The following is a 20,858-nucleotide window of genomic DNA, read 5'->3' on the forward strand; positions in this document are numbered from 1 at the left end:
AAATTTGCTAACCATGACCCCAACTTATATCGACAAGCCCACAATCGCCACCCTCCTCCCCATGTCGGAAGCCATCCCCCTTATGGAATCCATGTTTCACGATCTGGCCACAGGCCAGATTCTCCAACCCCTGCGCACTCTCATGTGGCTCCCCGACAAAAAAGGCCTCCTCGGCATGATGCCCGCCTACGCAGGAGGTCCGAATCTGATCGGAATTAAACTCATCACAATCTTTCATGGCAACGCCAACACCACCCACCCCTCCCACCAGGGAGTCATCATCCTCTTCGACGGCGAAAACGGCGCCCCGCTCATGCTCTTCGACGCCGAAGAGATCACCGCCATCCGCACCGCCGCCGCAAGCGCCGTCGCAACGAAGCTTCTCGCCAAAAAAGAAGCCTCCACCCTCGCCATCCTCGGAACCGGCGAACAGGCAGCAAGACATCTCGAAGCAATCCCCCTCGTCCGCCCGATAAAAGAGGTCCGCATCTGGGGCCGCAATAAATCCAAAGCCGTACAACTCGCCGAAAAGACCGAAAAAAGACAAGTAACCATAGCCGACACCCCACAACAGGCCGCTGAAGGCGCCGACATCATCTGCACCGTCACCGCAGCCACCCAACCCATCTTGCAAGGAGAATGGATCAGCCCGGGCACGCATCTCAACGTCGTCGGCTCCTGCACCCCCAACGCCCGCGAGGTCGACTCCGAAACCATCGCCAAAGCAAAAGTCTTCACCGACAAATACGAATCCCTCTTCAACGAGGCCGGCGATTTTCTCATCCCCAAAAAAGAAGGCTGCATCACCGAAAGCGCCGTCCAGGCCGAACTAGGTGAGGTCATTGCAAAAACAAGACCCGGCCGCCAACACCCCGCCGACATCACTCTCTTCAAATCCCTTGGCATCGCCGCCGAAGACCTCTACTCCGCATATCATGTCTTCAAAAAAATCCGTACATTTAGTTAGCTACAAAACCTCTTGCTATATGGAAAAAAAAATAACGCTCGGCCGCCGTCAATTCCTCGAAACGGCCGCCACAGCCGCCATCGGCTTCACCATTCTCCCAAGACACGTCCTCGGCGGTAAGAATTACATCGCCCCAAGCGACAAGATCACCCTCGCCTACATCGGCTGCGGCACCCAGGGCATCCGCGAACTCCTTCCCATCCTCGCCAACCCCACCTTCCAGGTTGTCGCCGTCGTCGACCCCAACCGCGACGCCGTCGGCTACCGCGACTGGGCAAAAGGCTGGCTCCTCAATGAAATAAGAACAGCCATCAAAAAACCCGACTGGAACCAGGGCGGAGACAACAACATCCCCGGCGGCCGCGAGAACGGCAAGTCCATCGTAGAGACCTTCTACGCCAACGTCCGACCCGAGATCAAATACAAGGAATGTCACGCTTACGCCGACTACCGCGAGCTCCTCGATAAAGAGAAGAACCTCGACGCCGTCAAGATCATGACCCCCGATCACCTCCACGGCGTCATCTCCATGGCCGCCATGAAAAAAGGCAAACACGTCATGGTCCATAAACCTCTTTCCAACCGGCTCCTCGAAGGGAAGAAAGTGATCGAATACGCCCGTGACAGCAAGGTCATCACCCATCTCGTCCCCTGGGACTCCAACGGCGACATGACCCCCATCATGACCATGATCAACAATGGCGACATCGGCACATTACAGGAAGTACATTGCTGGACTAACCGTCCCGTATGGCCGCAATATCCGACCATCCCCACCGATACCCCACCCGTCCCCGCCGGCCTCGATTGGGATCTCTGGCTCGGCCCCGAAGCCCAGCGCCCCTATCACCCCGACTATACCAATATGGTCTTTCGCGGATGGTATGACTTTGGTGGTGGATCGATGGCGGATATGGGCCACTATGCCCTTTGGACCGTCTACAAGGCCCTCGAACTCGAAGGACCGACGATGATCGTTCCCCATCTTAGTCACGTCGTCGGGATGAACGAACCTGTGCCCTTCCAGATCAAAAACGACTTCTCCTTCCCCTTGGCCAGCACCGTACGGCTCAAATACCCGGCAAAAGGCTCCCGCCCCGCCGTCGACCTTTGCTGGTACGATGGTGGAATGCGCCCGCCGATCCCGATCGAACTATTGGAAGAAAATAAGGAATTACCCGCCGAAGGCCAGATGTTCGTCGGCACAAAAGGAAAGATCCTCACCGATTTCTATGTCGGTAACCCGGTCCTCCTCGGCAAACCCGCTCCCGCCCAGACCCCCAATCGCGTCAACCAGGTCGAACGCGGCGCCGCCGCCCTCCAGAAATTTGTCGATGCTGTAAAAAGTGGTAATCAATATCCCGGCAATTTCCGGGAAGCAGAAGGAATAACCGAAGCGATCAACCTCTATGCCGTCGCCCTCCGTTCAGCCAGAATGCTCAAATACGACCCCGCCGGCCGCACCATCACAAACGTCCCCGAAGCCAACAAATATCTCAATCGGGAATATCGCTCCGGATTCGAATTATAAAAGCCCACCAACAAAAAGAAACCCCCGCGGCAGCGGGGGTTTTAAATATTATAGCGTCTTGATCGCCGCAATCATCTTATCCGCCTCCGACTGCTGGAAATTCGTCACCGGCCCGTCATTGGTCGTCACAAGATACCAGATCACACTCTTCTTCGGATCCTTATCCGACTTCACATCCACCCGCTTCAGCGTATACGCCTTATAGTTCAGGGTCTCTCCATTCGAACCCGTCGACTTCAATGTCGTCAAACCCTTTTCGAACCAACGCAACTGGCCAATATCCCCAAAGCGCAACGTCGCCATATTCACATCCGTCGTCACCTGCTGATCACGAAACTCGAGCACATAACACGTGTCCGTATTTTTGATGATCCGCTGAAGATCCAACGGCCATGTTCCCGCACGCAACTCCACGAGACTCGTCGTACTGTTGTTCGAGATCGTAAACTGGGCCTTGGAAAGAAAAGGAATAAAGAAAGCCAGAACAAGAAGTTTTTTCATAGCGCGTGATGTTTTTATCTAAACAAGGAAAAACGATGCAAACAACGGTTTAGTATGCAAACGGCCCTACAGACCCTTGATAGTTTTCCCCATAATATCCGCCTCCGGTTGTTGAAAACTCGTCGACCCGAATTGATACCGCAGCAAATACCAAATCCCTTCAAATTTCTTATCCGCACGGCCCAGCGTATAGTCCTTGTAAGTCAGGATCTCGCCATTACTACCCGCCTTCAACCGATCCAATCCCTTCGCAAAATATTTCAGCTGTTCGACATTCGAAAACGTCAGCGTGTCCAGGCTCACGCCCGTCATAACTTCTTGGTTGCGATAGATCAGCGAGTAGGTCCCAACCCCGTCCGCATTCCGCTCGAGATTGATCGGCCACGCGCCGCCCCGCACCTCAACAACATTTTCCGGTAGATTCTTCGGCTTCGAATGAAAGCCGGCAAGTAAAACGAATACAACAGGTAAGATCAGCTTTTTCATATTATACATGGATTAATAACGGCCAATCCCCCATTTTTAGCATAAATCATGCCGAAGGAACGGTTGGAAGCCGTTCGTCCAACGCATGATCCGCATCCACACTATCCTCCCCACCCCACACCTTTACAGCCGTCCACGGCGCCGCAGGCGCCGCCCAAAAAGCATCCGAAGAAGAAAGCCCCAACGGTAAAAACACCTCCGTACACAAATACTCACTCCCCCCGGTGATATACGCATCCGCCAACCGCTCCTGGTGCCCCGCCAGTCCAATATTCAACCACCCCTCCTTCGCAAACGTCCCCGGCGACCCAAGCGTCCGCCTGATCACCGCCGTCAACGCACTCCGCACCTGCCCCGGTGTCAGGGTCGCCGGCAGCTGCCCCCGCAACGCCACATCCGCCAACGCATGAAAAGCCCCACAACGATAAGTGATGCTCCGTCCCGTCACGGGATAACTCCCATCCACACCGATCAACCGCTCCTGCAACTCCGCATATCGCTGCGCAATCTTCTCCATGCGAAGAGAAAAATCCCTATATCGCGCCCCCGTCACATCCAGCACCGCCAGTAAAAAAGGCTGGATCACATACGAATTATAATAGTCCTGGTGCATCGCCGGTCCATCCGCAAACGTCCCATCACCCAGGTACCAATGCTGCGAGAACTCCCGCACCGCAAACTCGATCCGCATCGCATCATAGTCATATCCATATTTGCAAAAAAAAGCCTCGATCACCGCCGGGAACAACAACCAATTGCTGTAACCCGCCATAGTCGCCCGGGTCTCGCGCAAGGCGATCACCACCTGCTGCCGCACAGCCGTATCGAGATGCTGCCAAAGCCACGGGCATCGAAGCAACCCCAACGCAAAAAAGGCGGCATCCACCAATGGTTGCCCGCCTTTCCAAACCATATAATCTCTTGCATGCGGATTCACGGCATTGGCAACCGCCTTCAAAGTCCACTCCCGATATTGTCGCCGCAACGCTACCTCTTCCGCAGCCCCCCCTTCGCCATTCAGCCACGGACCTATCCCGCTAAGCGTCCGGCCAAAAGCCTCGAGATAGGTCACCCGGCGGCGCTCCGTGGCATTATCGATGCGAACCGACAACACCACCGGCATCGACGCATGCAGCCGGTCCTCCGCCAACGCCGACATCACCGGCCGCGAAACGGCATCCAGGTACGATACCCACAACGCCCTGTCCCCCTGACCAGAAACACACAACACCCAAACCAACCCCACCGCTAAAAAAGCTATTCTCATAAAAACAAATTACCCCTTCAACCCCAAGCCCGCCGCAAAGCCGCCCGTCACTCCAACTCATCCAACACCGCATGATCGATCCCCTCCAGCACCTCCTGCTCCGGTTTCAGCAACTCCAACACCACCACTTCATTCCGCCCCTTCTTCAACCACTCCGCCGGCACATACACTGTCTGCTGCGGCCCCACCCGCCAATAACGCCCCAAATGATGTCCATTCACCCACACGCATCCCTTCCCCCATTTGCGCATATCAAAATACGTATCCGCCGGCTCCCCCATCTCAAAATACCCCCTCCGCACAACCGGCCCCTCATCACCACCACGCAAAGCCAACCCCTCCACAGTGGAAAAAGGCAGAGGAAACATTGTCCACCCCAAAATCTCGCTCCCCTTCCACTCCACCTTCCCCACAATCCCCTTCGTATTCTTCAAAAGGTAGGGCCCAAAATTGATCCTCCCCAAATTCTCTACCAAAATATCCAATCGCACCTCGCCTGCCGGCAAGGCCAGTACCAAACTATCCTGCCGAAGCCGCCGATCCAACACCCCCACCCGGCGCCCATTGATAAACACGATCCCAAAATCCCTTAATCCGTCAATCCGCAACACACCCGAACCGCCCCCGGACACCACACTCCGATACATCACATATCCATACGCCTGGTTCAAATCCTCAAAACTCAGCGGCCGCGTACCGCTCACCGGTGAAGCCAACATCCCAAACAAAGACCCCACCTCCGTCAACCGCACCGCCCCAACCGCAACCGCCTTCTTCGCCTCCGGCACCTCCGGCAACACAGTCCCTGCCGGCAAATGCCGCCCGATCACCTTCCGAAACGCCCAAAATTTTTCCGTCGCATTCCCCGCTTCATCAAGAGGCGCATCATAATCATAGCTGGAGATCTGCGGCTCATACGGACTCCGGTCATTATAATTCCCCCCATTCATAAACCCCCTCGTCGTCCCTCCATGAAACATGTACATGTTGATCGAGATCCCCGCCCCCAACACCGAATCCAATCTCCCCGTATATCGCTCCGCCGGCACCGTATGATGCTTCGTCCCCCACCAGTCAAACCACGCCGGGTACCACTCCGCAATATAATAGGGTCCGCGACCGCCATGATTCGCCCTCACCAACGCCTTCACCCGCGCAGGCTCGTCCACCCCATTCACCGCCGGCAACAATCCCGGCAAATGCCCCTTCCCCACATCCCCCGCCGGATCACACGTGTAAAGCAGTCCGTCAAACCCTGCCTCGACAAACATCCGCCGGTTGATCGCCAGGTATTCGGTATCACTCCCATAGCTCCCATACTCGTTCTCTATCTGCACCATCAATATATTGCCCCCATGATTCACCTGCAACGGCGCCAACTGCCGCCCAACCTCCCGGATATAGCGACGGTACTCCGCCAGGTAGCCGGCTTCCTTACTCCTCACCACCAACCCGGGCTCCTTCTCCAACCAATACGGATACCCCCCAAACTCCCACTCGGCACACACATACGGCGAAGGCCGCAACACCACCCAAAGCCCCTCCTCCTGCGCCGTCCGCACAAAGGCCGCGATATCGTTATTGCCCGAAAAATCAAAGGTCCCTTTCTCCGGCTCATGCACATTCCAGAACACATACGTCCCCACCGTATTCAGCCCCATCGCCCGCGCCATCCGCATCCGCTGCCGCCACGCTTCCCGCGGCACCCGCGTATAATGCATCTCGCCCGAGATCATCAGGAATGGCTTCCCATCCAGCAAAAAAGTACTATCCCCTAACTCGAACCGATGTTGCGAAAGGCCCGCCAGGGCCGCCGCAACAAAACAAACCAACAAAAAAAAGGTCTTTCTCATAGCTTAGCTCGTTATTTTTAGCAGCCAGATTCTGCGCCAACACCGCAGCGCTCCCATCAAAAGCGGCAATCCCCCGTAATCTACTTAAATTCGGGAATATATGTCAAAACAACAGCTACAACGTCTTCGTAAACTGCTGCCGCCTATAATACTGTTCGCTACCCATGCGTTTGCTCAACAACAAATACCCGTTGCGCGCGGCTGGGCGAAGAACTCCATCAACACCGTCGTCTTCCGCAAGAATTCCCTCACCTCCAATAAAGAATTCCAATACATCGCATTCTACGACAGCACATCGCACCTGGTTATCGGCCGCCGCAAACAAAACACCGCCAACTGGACCCTCCATCAAACCCAATACACGGGCGACACCCGCGATGCCCACCGCTCCATCAGCATCATCGTCGACGGCGACGGCTTCCTCCACTGCAGCTTCGATCAGCACGACAGCCGCCTCCGTTATGTCCGCAGCACGCGTCCCGGCTCCCTCGACCTCGGCCCCGAAACAAGTATGACAAATGCCAACGAATCCCGCGTCACCTATCCCGAATTCTACCGCCTTCCCGGCGGCGACCTTCTCTTCCTCTACCGCGACGGGTCCTCCGGCAACGGCAACCTGATCCTAAACCGATACGATCGAACAACAAAGACCTGGACCCGCCTGCAGGACAAGCTCATCGACGGCGAAGGAAAACGCAATGCGTACTGGCAGGCAGCCTTCGACACAAAAGGCACCCTGCACATCTCATGGACCTGGCGCGAATCCCCCGACGTCGCCAGTAACCACGATATCGCCTACGCCCGCTCCCGCGACGGCGGCCACACCTGGGAAACGTCCACCGGCAAGCCGTACGTCTTACCCATCACCGCCGCCACCGCCGAATACGCCGTCCGCATTCCTCAGCACAGCGGTCTGATCAACCAGACGTCCATGTGCGCCGACGAAAATGGCAATCCCTATATCGCCACCTACTGGCGCCCCGACAACACATCGGTCCCTCAATATGAAGTAGTTTACAAAAAGGGCGCAGGTTGGCAAACAAGCCAGGCATCCCACCGCACTACCCCCTTCCTCCTCGGTGGCGCCGGCACCAAACGCATCCCGATGTCCCGCCCGCAGATCGTCGAAAAAGCCGGCCGCTTAACCCTCATCTACCGCGACGAAGAACAGGGCAACAAAATAACCCTCGCCACCGCCGCCAACCCCGCCGGTCCCTGGACCGTCAAAAATCTCGGCGCCAATACCTACGCCAACTGGGAACCCACCTTCGATCCACAACTCTGGGCCGCCAAAAGCATCCTCAACCTCTTCGTCCAGCGCGTCGGCCAGGGCGACGGCGAAACCCTCGAAAACCTCCCCGCCCAACCCATCTCCGTTCTCAGCTATATCCCCTAATCCCCCCAAGCCAAAGCCGCGGAGCGGCTTAATCTCTTCGCAAAGCTGCCGTGGGATTCATCCTGGCGGCGCGAAGCGCCTGCCCACTCACTGCCAGCAACGCAACAAAAACTCCAAGGAAACCCGCGCCCACAAACACCCACACCGACAACCCCACACGGTATGTATAGGCCTGCAACCACCGGTGCAACACTACCCACGCCACCGGCGCCGCGACACAAAACGCAATCCCAACCAACACCACAAACTCCCGTGACAACAGCCCCCACAACTGCACCACACTCGCTCCTAACACCTTCCTGATCCCAATCTCCTTCCTCCGCTGTTCCGCCACAAACGCCGCCAACCCAAAAAGCCCAAGGCAGGAGATCACCACGGCCAGCGATCCAAACACTCCCGCGAGCCTTCCCACCTGCTCCTCCGCCAAAAACTTCGCGCCGTATGCCTCATCAACCCACCAATAGTAAAAGTCATCGACAGGGTCCCACCGATGAACCACCTTCCCGATTCTCGCCAACGCCTCTTGCACCGGCAAAGCTGCCGCGATCCGTACTACCAGGTAACGCTGGCGAACATTCGAAGCAAGGGTAAACAACACCGGGCTGACCGGCTGATACGGAGACTCCATCACAAGGTCCTTCACCACACCCACAATGGGATGATCCACCCCGTGCCAGCGGATCACCTTCCCAACCGGGTCCTTCAACCCGGTGAACCGCACTGCCGACTCGTTCAAAATAAACGCCCCGCTGTCCGCCGGATTCCCCGGTATAAAATCCCTCCCTTCCAGCATCGTCCACCCGACCGTCCGGCCAAACTCATACCCCACAAACAAGGTCCCTATCACCGGCACTGTCCTCGGATCGCGCCCTTCCCAATCATAGCCGAACATGGAATTATTCACATTCGTCGTAGGACTCGAAGACACGGCCAGGTCAACAACAGCGCCCGTCAATAGCAGCTCCTGCCGCAACGCATCGGCATGACCGATCAGCTCCGGTCTGTTCACCGGCAAAGTGATCAATCCCGCCCGGCTATAACCCACCGGCCGGTCCTTTGCAAATTGCAGCTGCCGGAACACCACGATCGTCCCGATGGTAAGGCTCATCGAGATCGTAAATTGCACCACCACCAATGCTTTCCTCGCCAGCCCGGCCCTCCGCTTCGAAACCATCTTCCCAGGCTGAAAAGCAGACAGGTAAAATGCTGGATAACTCCCGGCAAGGATGCCCGTAACACCCGTAAACCCAACCACGATCAGCCACCACCATCCGTTTCCCCAGGGCACCCTTACCGGCCGGCCCGCCATCGCGTTGAACCAGGGCAGGCTCAACGCCATCAAACCCATCGCCAATAGTAACGCGAGAAAGGCCGTCAGCATCGACTCGCCGAGGAACTGCGCGATCAGCTGACCACGGCTCGATCCCAATACCTTCCGGATCCCCGTCTCCAATGCCCGTTTCTCGCTGCGCGCCGTCGAAAGGTTCATAAAATTGATACAGGCAAGCAACAAGACCAGGCCACCGATAAACCCAAAGATCCGCACCGACTGCAAACGCCCCGCCACCATCTTCCCATTCTCTGCCCGGTCATACAAATGCCATTTGTCCATTGGATGCAGGGCAAGCTCCTCCAGGCCCTTCATATGCGCCTTACTTAGGTCTTTGATCCTCGCCGACATCGCCTCAAGATCCCGTCCTTCCTTCAATTCGACAAACAGTTGGAAATGATGATTCGTCCAATCATCCTCACTCTCCCGGCCCGGACAACCGGCATTGGTCCAACTCAGCAAAAAGCTATACATCGCCATCGAGCTGTTCTCCGGCAGGTCCTCATACACACCGCCCACCTGCAACACCGTCGAATCCCCCATCACCAGCGATCTGCCTACCACATCCGCCGATCCAAACAATCCCCGGGCCATCGAGGCGTTCAGCAGAATGGCGCCCGGGTCCTTCAACGCACCCGCATTGCCCCTGATCATCGACAGGCTGAACATCCCGGGGAACCCTGCCTGCACCCAGGCGCCCCATCCACCGAGCGTCTTGTCGGACACCCGGAAGGTCTCGCCAACCCCAGCCATCAACGACACTTCCGCAAGATCATCCGGGTACTGCACACGAAGCGCCGCGGCCATCGGCACGCTGGCGTAAAGACCGACATCCACCGTCCCATTAAACCGGCCGATCGAAAGTACCTCGCCCAATCGCCGATGCTTAGGATGCCAATGGTCAAAGCTCACCTGCTCCCACACCCAAAGCCCGATTAACAAGGCGATCGCCATTCCCATCGCCAGCCCGGCAATATTGACCGACGAAAAAAGCGGCCCCTTTCGCAGGTGCCTCCATGCGATTAGCAAGTAATTCCGCAACATAACAGTTGATTATTGGTGAGCCGCCGGTCCGCTGTAACTGATCACCCCTTGAAGAATATCCCGGGCAATCTTTTCTTGATTGGTAATAGCACTGATAAAGGCGCGATCCCGTTCATTGTCGATATTCCCGCAAAGTATCGTCACCGCGGGCACCGTAGCCGCCCGCAAAACCCATACATGCTCCTGCGTCTCCCGCAGCTCATTCCCCACCTTGTAGCTCGGCTTCAAGGCTTCGACCAACGCGCTGCCCAGCCGCTCGCTCTGCTGGAAATAACGATTCTCTTTCGACACATAGATATGAAACCCATCCGTCTCCGGCCCACTCCCCGCATCGGTATGCAACGAAATAAAAAGGTCCGCCTTCCTTGCCGCCGAAAGATCCGCCCGGTAATGCAAGGACGCCCGCTTATCCTTCGACCCGCCGGACAATTCATCCTTGTCCCGCGTCAGCACGACATCGACGCCATACTCAGAAGCCAGCTGCTTCACCTTCCGGGCGATGGACAAATTGATATTCTTCTCCTTCAATCCGTTCGATGCAACGGCGCCATCGTCCCAGCCACCATGGCCGGCATCGATGACGACCGTGATCGGCTTCACCCTCTCCCGGTGGACCCTGCCGGAGAAAGCACACAATAACAAAACCGCAAGCGGCGCAACCATCCACCGGCTCAGCCGGCCGGATTTACTAAAAGAGAATTGAGTGATCATGGATATACGACGTTTTATCGATGATGAAAAAAAGGAATGAAACAATCCTGTCTGCCGGCTCTCCAGCGTCTGCCGCACCAACAACTCCGCATACGCCAATCCATCGCCGCCATCCACCACACACCGGTCCGCCTCGAACTCATGCAGCGTCCGCAGCTCCCGGTAGATAAAATAAAGGAAGGGATTGACCCAAAACACGATCATCAACGGCCGCAACAATAATAGGTCAAGAGAATGCCGCTGCCGTACATGCACCAGCTCATGCCGCAGCATCTGCCGCCCGGTATCACTCTCCACATCGATATCCGCGTGCCAGAATATCGTCTTCAAAAAAGAGAACGGCGTCCCCGGCTCCTGTGTCAGCAGGAAAAGCACATCCCCCCGCCGCTCGCAGGGATACCGCTTATAGAGTCGAAAGACATACCCAAGCTCCCGCAGGAACACGAATCCCAACAAGCCCGCTACCACCCAATAGGCCCGGGCAAAACACGCGCTCCAATCAATTCCCGCTGCCGGCACAACAAACCCGGCCCGCATCCCCGCATCGTCCCCCCAGTTCCCCGGCGCCACCGCATGCAACACTCCCGGCCAACCCGGCGCCTCACCCGCCCACGCAAAGAAACCCGGCAAAGGCACCAACGGCATCACCAGGGCCAGCAATACCGTCCCCAACAAAAACCCGCGATTCCACCGGTGGAATACCCTGTTCCGCAGGAAGAGCCAATAGTAAACAAACAGCACACCTGAAATGGCGGCCGACCTTAAGATCATCTCGATCATGGCTTCGGATTTTTAGCGTTCCGGATCTGTTGCAACAACTCCTCCAGTTCCTGCAAGCTCAGTTTCTTATCGCTCACAAACTGCGATACCAGCTTGGCCGCACTCCCCTCGAAATATCCCTTGACCAGCTGCTGGGCGCTCTTCCGCCCATACTCCGCCTTGCTGAGCGTCGGTTCGTAACAGTTGTTCCGCCCCTGTACCGTGTACTCCACATACCCCTTTTCCACAAGGATCTTCAACAGCGTGGCAACCGTATTCGGATGCGGCTTCGGCTCCGGAGTCTCCTCCACGATATCCTTTAAAAATCCCCTCCCGATCCGCCAAAGGACAAGCATCACCTGCTCCTCCGCCTTCGTTAATGGTTTCATCAACTAAGTTTTTAGTCATACAAAAGAATAACTAAAATCTTAGTCATCCAAATTTTTATACTAGAATTCTTAATTCCCCGTTTAAAAGCTGGCGTGAGCGCATCTATCGCCCCTCTAAAATGAAATATTTTCTTTTTGAGAAGTACACCTTATCGACCGACCTCCCCGCCGCGGAGGTCCGCCAACGCCTGGAAGGCAACCTCGAAGCCCGCCAGAACCTTCCCTTTTTAGTCCGTAACGCCACCCGCCCCTATATCGGCAGCCTCGACCAGGACGGTTTCGTCATCCGCCGCGTCCTCCACTGGCACAACTCCTGGCAGCCCATCACCAACGGCCACTTCATCAATACCCCCACCGGAACCAATATCGCCATCCGCATCCACCCCCATATCCTGCCCCTCCTCTTCATGACTTTCTGGACCTTCGTCATCGCCTCCGTCTTCATCGGCGCCGTCTTCGCCCATGCCCTGCTCTTTTCCCTCTTCCCGCTCGGCATGCTCATTACCGCCCATACACTCATCATTGTCAACTTCAACAAAGAAGCCGCCAAAACAAAACTGTTCCTCTCGAATCTCTTCCGATACACCGCCGCCTCCAACGTCGCATGAACCGTAACTCTTTCCATTCCTGGGACAAATTCATCCCACGCTGGGAAACATACAATAATACACTTATCCATTTCTAGCTCATTACCACCAGATCCCCACCCGGCATCCAAATTGGTCAATAAAGTTCAAGGAACCCCTAAATCCTAAACCCGTGAAAACTCTTTATACTGCTAAAGGGCTTTACCTGCTCATTGTAGCTATGGTAAGCGCAGTCGCAGGAAAAGCACAGACCTCACTGGAATTCGCCAGCGGCGGCGGCCCCGTTGGCGGTGGCGCTACCGTCACCCCCCAGGTAGTGACCTTCAGGGAGAATACAAACAACCCTACCGGTAACACGTTCGTCGCCTACTCATCGCCGACGATCACAACGACTTTCTCATTCACCAATCAGCAATATACCCTGCCGACCACACAGATGTCCACCAGGCTGCCCATGGTCTTTGGCGCTGCCATTAACAACGGCGGCCCAAAAGCACTCAATGCGTCTTTTTATGCGCAGATGAGCTCGCTCGGTTCGCCCGTCGACGCGGACTTCACCTCGACGGAACTCGTCACCGCCGGCACAGGGATCTCCTGCCCCAATAACTACGCCATCGAATTCATGATCTCCTCCATGCCCCTCTACAACGCCGGTCTCTCCACCAGCGGTAGATACTATATGGGCGATATGAATATTACCTTCGGCGTGCCGGTCACCGATCCCGTGATCCACCTCGTCGGCATCGGCGCCACCGCCGGCTCCCTCGGATTCACCTCTGAATTCGATCTCCAGACTCCCGCTATCACGCTCTCCAGGCTGTCCGGCGACGCGGAGATGAACGTCACGGGCAATAACATCGTCAACACCGCCGCTCATCCCAGTTCACTTACCGGCTCAGGGGCCGCCACCGGTTCCATTCTCGTAATAGGCACCAACATCTCGTCATTGAGTTTCAAAGTCTATATAAAAGGGGATGGCGGGGCCTCCAACTGGGCCACCGGCAGTTCACACTCCGGTGACCAGATGCTCATCGGCGTCTCCAGCGCGGTCCCGACCCTGGTCCTGCCCATTACCCTGCGCAGCTTCACAGCCATGCCGCAGTCAGGCGGCGCCCTGCTTCAATTCATCACCGGTACTGAAAGCAACACGAGGTTCTTCGATATTCAATACAGCCCCGACGCTGAAACCTGGCAAAGCATTGGAACCATCCCAGCCGCAGGCTTCAGCAACACGGAAAAAATATACACCTTCGTTCACCCCGCTCCCATCCCAGGCGCGAACTATTACCGCCTCCGCATCGTCGACCGGGACAACCACTCCACCTGGTCGCCCGTTGTCCAACTTTCCATCGCCGCCACCGGCCGCCTCATGGGCTATCCCAATCCCACCAGGGGTGACTACTACCTCACCGGGATCGTCAGCCCCTTCGTCGCAGTGACGGTAATGACCCTCGACGGGAAACCGCTGCAGGTATTGGAGAATTTTGTGATGGGCGCAGCCCTCCCGCTCGGCCAGTACCCGACCGGTGTCTATCTCATCTCCGTAAAAGACAATGGAAGAACACAACTGTTGAAAGTCTTCAAGGAATAATGGCCCAAATAATGTATATTTAAGGGGAACGCCTTTTGCTCAAACTAACACCACGTCGTATGCACGCACCGATCTTCTTATTCTTCTTTTTCCCCTTCGTTTTCACTTGGGGTATCGCAGCCATACTCTTCATTCCTTATTTCCTGCCGACCATCATCGCCTTCATCCGCAGGAGCAACAACGCCGGCGGCATCTTCCTGCTGAACCTCTTCCTCGGTTGGACCTTTATTGGGTGGGTCGTCTCCCTCGTCTGGGCCATCGCCAGCCGCAACACCAACACAACCGTTATCGTAAATAATAATTACGCCAATGGCGGTCAGCCCTACCAGTCGCCTCCCGGCTATAACCCGCCGCAGTATCCTAACGGGCCGTCCCAACCAACCCACCAGACCGCTCCAACCCTCCGTCGCCCGAAATAACCCGCGCGCCGCGATAGTACCCGACTCCCCAGCATGGCATCACGCCGCAACAGAGCCCAGCTATCCGCAACACCTCACGCCCCGATAGGCCCCGGATACGCCGGCCCAACGGGGGTCACCTCCATCCACCGCTCCGGATGCGCCACATCCTTCCACCCAAACTGCCGGTACAACCCGTGCGCATCCCCCGTCAGAAGGATCCACCGCCGCAATCCCTGCAGCTCCGGATGCTGCATGATCGTCCCGATCAACCATTTCGACAATCCCCGCCCCCGCCACTCCGGCAACACATACACATCCCCCAGGTAAGCGATCGTACTGCGGTCCGAGATGATCCGCGCATACCCGATCTGCTTCCCCTCGCCGTCGAACAAGCCGAAATTCAGCGAATTTTCCGCCGCCTTCCTCACCCGCTCGAAGGGGATGTTCAAACACCAATAAGCCTGCGTCGAAAGAAAATGATGCACCGCCACCAGGTCCTGCTTCGCAAGGTCCGTCGAAATAGTATATCCGTCCTTATAGATTTCCATACCCCGAATATCCGCAAATTAGATCAAACCCGCCGCTCATTAGTTTCGAATTTGCCGCGACCCCACCCGCCACTATATTCGCACTCATGAAAAAAGCACTCTATCTTCTCTACTCCCTTATCTGCTACGGCATCTTCTTCATCACTTTCCTATATCTCATCGCCTTTGTCGCCAATCTCGTCGTCCCAAACACCATCGACCACTCATCGGCAGAGTCCATGCCCGCCAGCTTCAGCGTCCTGATCAACCTGTTCCTCATAGCCCTCTTCGGCCTCCAGCACAGCGTCATGGCGCGACAAGGCTTCAAAGAAAAATGGACCCGCTTCGTCCCCGAACCCATCGAACGCAGCACCTATGTCCTGTTCGCCAGCACGATGCTCATCATCCTCTTCCTCTTCTGGCAGCCGCTGCCCAATACCATCTGGTCCCTCAGTGGCCCCGCCGGAGCAACCCTGACGGCCATCTCCTTCCTCGGATGGGGGATCGCCCTGCTGAGCACATTCCTGATCAATCACTTCCATCTCTTCGGACTGCTGCAGGCCTATCAGTATCTTACCAATAACCGCTCCACCGACCTCCGCTTTCGCACCCCATTTTTTTATAAATTGGTCCGCCATCCCCTCTACCTCGGATTGCTCATCGCCTTCTGGGCCAGCCCGGTGATGACCGTCGGCCATCTCCTCTTTTCTATCGCCATGACCGTCTATATTTTTATCGGCATCTGGCACGAAGAACGCGATCTTTCCAACCAATTCGGCGACCGCTACGAAAGATACAAACGCACCACCCCAAAGATTATCCCGATCCCCAGGTCGAACCGGTAAAAGGCCGTTGCTACGCACCCCAGAACAGCACAGGACAGTCATAACCCCAATATCATCTCACCATCACTCTCCAAATTGGCGCCAACGGATCACCACCTTCCACATCACCCAGCTACCGCAAATTCTCCCGCCGCAATTTTTCCAGCAACCTATCCCACCGTACCCAAACAATATGACAATCCTTCGGACTCGTCCCCGTCGAATAAAAAAGATACTTCCCATCCGGAGACACATACTCCCCCCACCGGTGCGCCACCCGGTCGTTGATGGCCGGCCCTAAGCTCGCCGGCGCCGTCCAACTCCCATCGGATCGCCGAAAACTGATCGCCAGCTCACATTCAAAGTCCTTCGTTTCCTTATTGGATATGATAATATAGGATTCATCCCTTGCCACATAGAAATCCCCGTCGAACCCAGGCGTATTCAAAGGCTCCCCAAGACTCTTCACCACCGTATCACCCCCCGATACCCGCATCGTCGACACATCATAATCGCTAAAATCCCGCCGCTTGCCCGGATGCACGTTGCTGGCCAGGTAACAGGTGCCGCTGAGGGTCGGCATAAAATCATAGCTCCCAAACCTCGTCTTCAAATATACACTCGGCTTCGTCCATCCACCGTCCGCCGTCCGGTGCGACTGGAAAACATAGGAATGGGCCGTATCCGCCCGCCGCTCGGCCCCGCCCAGCAGGTACAGCGTCTTTCCATCCATCGAAAAAGTAGGCGCATAATACTGGCGGAACACCGTAAATGGCCCCTCCCATTTCCCGTTTCGGTATTTGAAACACCGCACCGCCGCCGCAGTGCTGCTGAACCAGGTATTGTTGGAAGGGTAATAGAATTCCGTCCCGTCATCCGAAAAGGCGACCCGGTCCATCGAAAACGTATCGTTTTTCATGACGAGGTCCAGGGCGAACGCCTCCGGCTTATCCCCCGGAGGCTTCTGCCCCAGGTATGCCGCCGGAGTATTCCAAATGCTTTTCTGGGCGCGAACGGAAAAACAAGTCAGGAAAAAATAACAGACGAAGAGCGCAAATAGCGCAAAGGAAGAAATTTTGGTCATAGTACTGGTATTTAACCAGTAAGGTAGACCCACCCCCGGGGAAACCCCGTCCATCCCCGGTTCAAACCCGTTCAAACCCGGTTCAAGTGCCAAAAACCCGGCCTCGGTCAATGCCCCGCCGCAATCCACCACCCATCAACACGCACCCCATCAGGCCTCCGCCTGCTCCCCCGCATCCGCACTCCGCACCATCGTCTCCCCCGTCCCCGTATCATAGATCAGCATCGCCTCCTCATCGTCAAAAAGCTCGGCAATCACCTCCCCCTTGTCGCTGATCACCGCCGATCCCCCCGCACACATCCCATCGCCACAAATCCCGATCGAATTGGCCAGCAAAACCGTCATCGAATACGTACACGCAATCCCCGACAAAGTCTCGATGGCCTTTTCCATCCCCGCCGCCGTCTTCGCCACACTCGCCAGGTAGATATCCGCCCGGTTGCTGTACGCATTCACCGAATGCTCGGGAACCGACAGTTCATAACAAATGGCCGGCGCGATCTTATGATCGTCCAGCGAAAGAAACAACTGCTCCTTCCCCGGTACAAAATAAGGGGTCTCGTCCGCATGCAGATATTGCTTCGCATACACCAGCCGGGTCTCGTCCGGCCGGAAAATGACCATCCCGATCTGCACCCCATTCTCGACGCGCATCGGCACCCCCACACCGAGAAAAATCCCATACCGGTCGCTCATCCGCTGAAGCCCGGCAAACCGCTCATCCTCCGCAGTCGTCGCCAGTTGTTCCGCCAGCGTCGGTTCATAACCCGTGATCGACAATTCGGGAAACACCAGCAGATCCACTCCACGCTCCACCGCCATGCTCGCCCACCGCTGATGAACGGCCAGGTTCGCCGCGATATCCCCCTTCACCGGCCTCGTTTGTACGACACCTATTCTCATATTTTCCATTTTCTCCCTGAAGGTAGGAATATCTTTCTTCTCACAACACCCCCGCTTCCTGACAAACCTTCCCGGCGCCCTCTCGACAAACCAAATGATCAGGCAAGCCGGCATTTGAATTCTTCCTATATTTAAACCATGCAAACAGGCTGAATCCATCGTCAGGATCATCGACAACTATATCAAATAACAGACTCCCCCATGACGCCCAAAACCATCGCCACCGCCATCCTCCTGCTCACCCTCATCCGGGTAAGGTCTGCCGCTCAACCAAACGCATCCACCCCCCAGCCACCCGCCCAAAGCGACTCCACCTACGCCCAACGCCTCGGCTGGCCAAAAGACGCCCGCATCCTCATCCTCCACGTCGACGACGCCGGTATGAGTCTCGAATCGAACGAAGGCGCCATCAACGCCCTCACAAAAGGCGTCGCCACCTCCGTCAGCGTCATGATGCCCTGCCCCTGGGTCCCGGGCTTCGTCAGCTGGCTGCACAAACATCCCAATACGGACGCCGGCCTCCACCTCACCCTCACCTCCGAATGGACCGAATACCGCTGGGGCCCGCTGGCTGGCCGCAAGTCCGTCCCCGGCCTCGTCGACAGCAGTGGCTGCCTCTGGCCTACCGTCGCCGCCGTCGTGTCGCACTCCAACGCCGACGAGGTCGAAACCGAGATCGCCGCTCAATTGGAACGCGCCCGCGCCATGGGCTTCGAACCCACCCACCTCGATACCCACATGGGCACCGTTTACAACTCCACCGCCTTCCTCATCCGCTATATGCGCGCCGGAATCACCAACCATATCCCCGTCATGCTGCCCGGCGGCCACGACAAACTCATCCAAAAACAAACCGGTCTCCCCGATGCTGCCCTGGACAACTTCCGCACCCTCGGGAAGACCCTCTGGGCCGCCGGCCTGCCCGTCCTCGACGACCTCCACAATTTCAGCTATGATTGGAAAGTGCCCGACAGCGTCGCCCATAACGACAAAAAACTCGCCCGCTGGCGCACCTCCCTGTATATCGACGCCCTCAAGACCCTCGAGCCCGGCGTCACCATGATGATCATGCACTGCTCCGACGCCGGCGAACACTTCACCCACATCAGCGACAGTGGCCCCCTCCGCCGCGGCGACATGCTCGCCATGATGGACCCGGCCTTCAAAAAAGCGCTCCAGGACCAGCACATCATCCTCACCACCTGGCGCGAACTGATGCAACGCCGCCAGGCCGCCAAATAGCCGGCATGACCAACGTCTTGCCCTCTATTGACCGCCGTCATACAACAATTCCCTACCCAGTCTCACCTTCGTCTCAAAAAGATGAAACCCCTGATCATTTATTTCTCGCGGACCTCCAACAACGAGAACCTGGCCATGCAACTGCAGCAAAGGCTCAACTGTCCCATCAAAGTGATAGTTGACAACAAAAAGCAACGCAGCACCTTCTCCCTTTTGCTCACAACCGTACTCGGTCTCAATACCCCGATCACCCTACCCGACATCCCCTTCCAGGACCACGATCGGTTCATCCTGGTTGCACCCATCTGGGCCGGCCGCATCGCCGGTCCCATGCAAACCTTTATCCGCAGGTACAAGTCCCGTCTTACAACGGTATCCTTCGCCACCATCTGCGGCGGCCAACCCGGCCAGCGGGAAAAGATCTATCGCCAATTGACCCGCCTCACAGGCAAAGACCCGGCCAGTCTCCTGGAACTGCAACTCAAACACCTCCTCGCCGCACAAAACCCTCCATCCGCCCCACACGCCGGCAACTATAGGATGCAACCTGCCGACTGGGCATTCTTCGACGAGCCGATCACCCGTTTCGCCGCAGACTTGGACCCTACGATCGGGAAAAGCCGTTCCACGCAGGTTGCCTGGCAGATCAAATAACCTGGAAGATCTGGATATTATTCCCACACGTATCATCCAACACGGCTAGCTTCGTCGGCCCCATGGCAGTCGGTGGCATACTGAAAACTACCCCCGCCGCACGAAGCCGCTCATACTCCGCATCCACATCGGCCGTCAAATAAGCCGTCCACGGAATACCCGCGGCATACAACGCCTCCTGGAACACCACCGCCGGCGGAAATCCCATCGGCTCCAACACCACCTCCGCCCCATCCGGCTCCTCCGGGGAAACCACCGTCAACCATCGGTGCTCCCCCATCGGGATATCCCGTTTCTTGACAAAACCCAGCACACGGGTATAAAATTGAAGGGCCTTCTCCTGGTCCTTCACCATGACGCTCGCCAATCTTACTTTCATAGAAAATGCTTTTGAAGCAAATATATCCCCAAGCGCTTATCCAAAATTGCGCATCCGCCCGTACGCCCCGGGCGTACAACCTATATATCGCTTGAAAACCGAAGTAAAAGAAGGCACGCTCGAAAATCCAACCCGCGAACACACCGCGCCGACCCCCATCCCCGAAGCAAGCAGCTCCTTGGCCAAAGCCATCCGCCGCTCCGTCAGATACCGGTGCGGCGTCAACCCATAGACCCGGCTGAACTGCCGGATAAAATGGAACTTCGACACAAACACCCCGCCCGCAATGGCATCCAGCTCCACGCCATAACAACATCGCTCATCCATCAGCCGCCTCGCCTCCCGGCAACGCTCGATCACCGACAAACAAGGCAGGCAGTCCCGCTGCATCCGCAATAGTTCCTGTTGATAAAAGGTCATATCGAAACAAAT

21 protein-coding genes are annotated in these 20,858 nt (G+C 56.5%); 9 read left to right on the forward strand and 12 right to left on the reverse strand.

Annotated features, from left to right (window positions below):
• Nucleotides 1–13: 13 nt before the first annotated feature.
• Nucleotides 14–967 carry an ornithine cyclodeaminase family protein gene (locus VHE34_RS12295; protein WP_325588249.1) on the forward strand — a complete coding sequence of 318 codons (954 nt, stop codon included), beginning with the start codon at nt 14–16 and terminating at the stop codon, nt 965–967.
• A 19-nt stretch (nt 968–986) separates the two neighbouring features.
• Nucleotides 987–2,498, forward strand: coding sequence for a Gfo/Idh/MocA family protein (locus VHE34_RS12300; RefSeq protein WP_325588251.1), 1,512 nt, complete (start codon nt 987–989; stop codon nt 2,496–2,498).
• A 48-nt stretch (nt 2,499–2,546) separates the two neighbouring features.
• On the opposite strand, the gene VHE34_RS12305 is transcribed toward VHE34_RS12300, so the two are convergent.
• The 4 genes from VHE34_RS12305 to VHE34_RS12320 all read right to left on the reverse strand — a co-directional run bounded on the left by VHE34_RS12305 (nt 2,547) and on the right by VHE34_RS12320 (nt 6,605).
• On the reverse strand, nt 2,547–2,999 hold the full coding sequence (locus VHE34_RS12305; protein ID WP_325588253.1) for a hypothetical protein: 453 nt from the start codon (nt 2,997–2,999) through the stop codon (nt 2,547–2,549).
• A gap of 66 nt (nt 3,000–3,065) precedes the next feature.
• Complete coding sequence (locus VHE34_RS12310) at nt 3,066–3,485, reverse strand: hypothetical protein (protein WP_325588255.1); 420 nt, start codon at nt 3,483–3,485, stop codon at nt 3,066–3,068.
• Nucleotides 3,486–3,531: 46 nt separating this feature from the next.
• A complete protein-coding gene (locus tag VHE34_RS12315) occupies nt 3,532–4,752 on the reverse strand; it encodes a DUF2264 domain-containing protein (protein ID WP_325588257.1) in 1,221 nt (406 codons plus the stop codon).
• 47 nt (nt 4,753–4,799) lie between these two features.
• A complete protein-coding gene (locus VHE34_RS12320; protein ID WP_325588259.1) occupies nt 4,800–6,605 on the reverse strand; it encodes a beta-galactosidase family protein in 1,806 nt (601 codons plus the stop codon).
• A gap of 100 nt (nt 6,606–6,705) precedes the next feature.
• Between VHE34_RS12320 and VHE34_RS12325 the strand changes: the two genes are divergently transcribed.
• The gene (locus VHE34_RS12325; RefSeq protein WP_325588261.1) at nt 6,706–8,001 is read left to right on the forward strand and encodes a BNR repeat-containing protein; all 1,296 of its coding nucleotides are present in this window, start codon (nt 6,706–6,708) and stop codon (nt 7,999–8,001) included.
• Nucleotides 8,002–8,029: 28 nt separating this feature from the next.
• Here the strand turns inward: VHE34_RS12325 and VHE34_RS12330 are convergent, their stop codons facing one another.
• The 3 genes from VHE34_RS12330 to VHE34_RS12340 are packed head-to-tail and all read right to left on the reverse strand — an operon-like array spanning nt 8,030 to nt 12,234.
• On the reverse strand, nt 8,030–10,375 hold the full coding sequence (locus VHE34_RS12330) for an FtsX-like permease family protein (protein WP_325588263.1): 2,346 nt from the start codon (nt 10,373–10,375) through the stop codon (nt 8,030–8,032).
• A 9-nt stretch (nt 10,376–10,384) separates the two neighbouring features.
• Nucleotides 10,385–11,866 (reverse strand): N-acetylmuramoyl-L-alanine amidase, encoded by a 1,482-nt coding sequence (locus VHE34_RS12335; protein ID WP_325588265.1) that lies wholly within the window; start codon nt 11,864–11,866, stop codon nt 10,385–10,387.
• On the reverse strand, nt 11,863–12,234 hold the full coding sequence (locus VHE34_RS12340; RefSeq protein WP_325588267.1) for a BlaI/MecI/CopY family transcriptional regulator: 372 nt from the start codon (nt 12,232–12,234) through the stop codon (nt 11,863–11,865). Before VHE34_RS12340 ends, VHE34_RS12335 begins: the two co-directional genes overlap by 4 nt.
• 119 nt (nt 12,235–12,353) lie before the next feature.
• Here VHE34_RS12340 and VHE34_RS12345 point away from each other — a divergent pair, with 119 nt between their 5' ends.
• The 3 genes from VHE34_RS12345 to VHE34_RS12355 all read left to right on the forward strand — a co-directional run bounded on the left by VHE34_RS12345 (nt 12,354) and on the right by VHE34_RS12355 (nt 14,831).
• Complete coding sequence (locus VHE34_RS12345; protein WP_325588269.1) at nt 12,354–12,842, forward strand: hypothetical protein; 489 nt, start codon at nt 12,354–12,356, stop codon at nt 12,840–12,842.
• A 151-nt stretch (nt 12,843–12,993) separates the two neighbouring features.
• On the forward strand, nt 12,994–14,412 hold the full coding sequence (locus VHE34_RS12350; protein ID WP_325588271.1) for a T9SS type A sorting domain-containing protein: 1,419 nt from the start codon (nt 12,994–12,996) through the stop codon (nt 14,410–14,412).
• A gap of 59 nt (nt 14,413–14,471) precedes the next feature.
• Nucleotides 14,472–14,831 (forward strand): superinfection immunity protein, encoded by a 360-nt coding sequence (locus tag VHE34_RS12355; RefSeq protein ID WP_325588273.1) that lies wholly within the window; start codon nt 14,472–14,474, stop codon nt 14,829–14,831.
• A gap of 74 nt (nt 14,832–14,905) precedes the next feature.
• Here the strand turns inward: VHE34_RS12355 and VHE34_RS12360 are convergent, their stop codons facing one another.
• Nucleotides 14,906–15,361, reverse strand: coding sequence for a GNAT family N-acetyltransferase (locus tag VHE34_RS12360; RefSeq protein WP_325588275.1), 456 nt, complete (start codon nt 15,359–15,361; stop codon nt 14,906–14,908).
• Between the two features lie 86 nt (nt 15,362–15,447).
• Here VHE34_RS12360 and mddA point away from each other — a divergent pair, with 86 nt between their 5' ends.
• The gene (gene mddA, locus VHE34_RS12365) at nt 15,448–16,185 is read left to right on the forward strand and encodes a methanethiol S-methyltransferase (protein WP_325588277.1); all 738 of its coding nucleotides are present in this window, start codon (nt 15,448–15,450) and stop codon (nt 16,183–16,185) included.
• A gap of 112 nt (nt 16,186–16,297) precedes the next feature.
• On the opposite strand, the gene VHE34_RS12370 is transcribed toward mddA, so the two are convergent.
• Together VHE34_RS12370 and VHE34_RS12375 are read right to left on the reverse strand one after the other, a co-directional pair.
• The gene (locus tag VHE34_RS12370) at nt 16,298–17,248 is read right to left on the reverse strand and encodes a hypothetical protein (RefSeq protein WP_325588279.1); all 951 of its coding nucleotides are present in this window, start codon (nt 17,246–17,248) and stop codon (nt 16,298–16,300) included.
• A gap of 150 nt (nt 17,249–17,398) precedes the next feature.
• Complete coding sequence (locus tag VHE34_RS12375) at nt 17,399–18,151, reverse strand: carbon-nitrogen hydrolase family protein (protein ID WP_325588281.1); 753 nt, start codon at nt 18,149–18,151, stop codon at nt 17,399–17,401.
• A 201-nt stretch (nt 18,152–18,352) separates the two neighbouring features.
• Between VHE34_RS12375 and VHE34_RS12380 the strand changes: the two genes are divergently transcribed.
• Nucleotides 18,353–19,393, forward strand: a complete 1,041-nt coding sequence (locus VHE34_RS12380) for a polysaccharide deacetylase family protein (protein WP_325588283.1) — start codon at nt 18,353–18,355, stop codon at nt 19,391–19,393.
• A gap of 81 nt (nt 19,394–19,474) precedes the next feature.
• Nucleotides 19,475–20,047 (forward strand): hypothetical protein, encoded by a 573-nt coding sequence (locus tag VHE34_RS12385; protein WP_325588285.1) that lies wholly within the window; start codon nt 19,475–19,477, stop codon nt 20,045–20,047.
• On the opposite strand, the gene VHE34_RS12390 is transcribed toward VHE34_RS12385, so the two are convergent.
• Both VHE34_RS12390 and VHE34_RS12395 read right to left on the reverse strand, forming a co-directional pair.
• A complete protein-coding gene (locus VHE34_RS12390) occupies nt 20,040–20,426 on the reverse strand; it encodes a VOC family protein (protein ID WP_325588287.1) in 387 nt (128 codons plus the stop codon). The two genes, VHE34_RS12385 and VHE34_RS12390, sit on opposite strands and share 8 nt — an antisense overlap.
• A gap of 36 nt (nt 20,427–20,462) precedes the next feature.
• Nucleotides 20,463–20,846 carry a helix-turn-helix transcriptional regulator gene (locus VHE34_RS12395; protein ID WP_325588289.1) on the reverse strand — a complete coding sequence of 128 codons (384 nt, stop codon included), beginning with the start codon at nt 20,844–20,846 and terminating at the stop codon, nt 20,463–20,465.
• Nucleotides 20,847–20,858: the final 12 nt, after the last annotated feature.

The organism is Puia sp., from assembly GCF_035546395.1.
Classification (GTDB): Bacteria; Bacteroidota; Bacteroidia; order Chitinophagales; family Chitinophagaceae; genus Puia.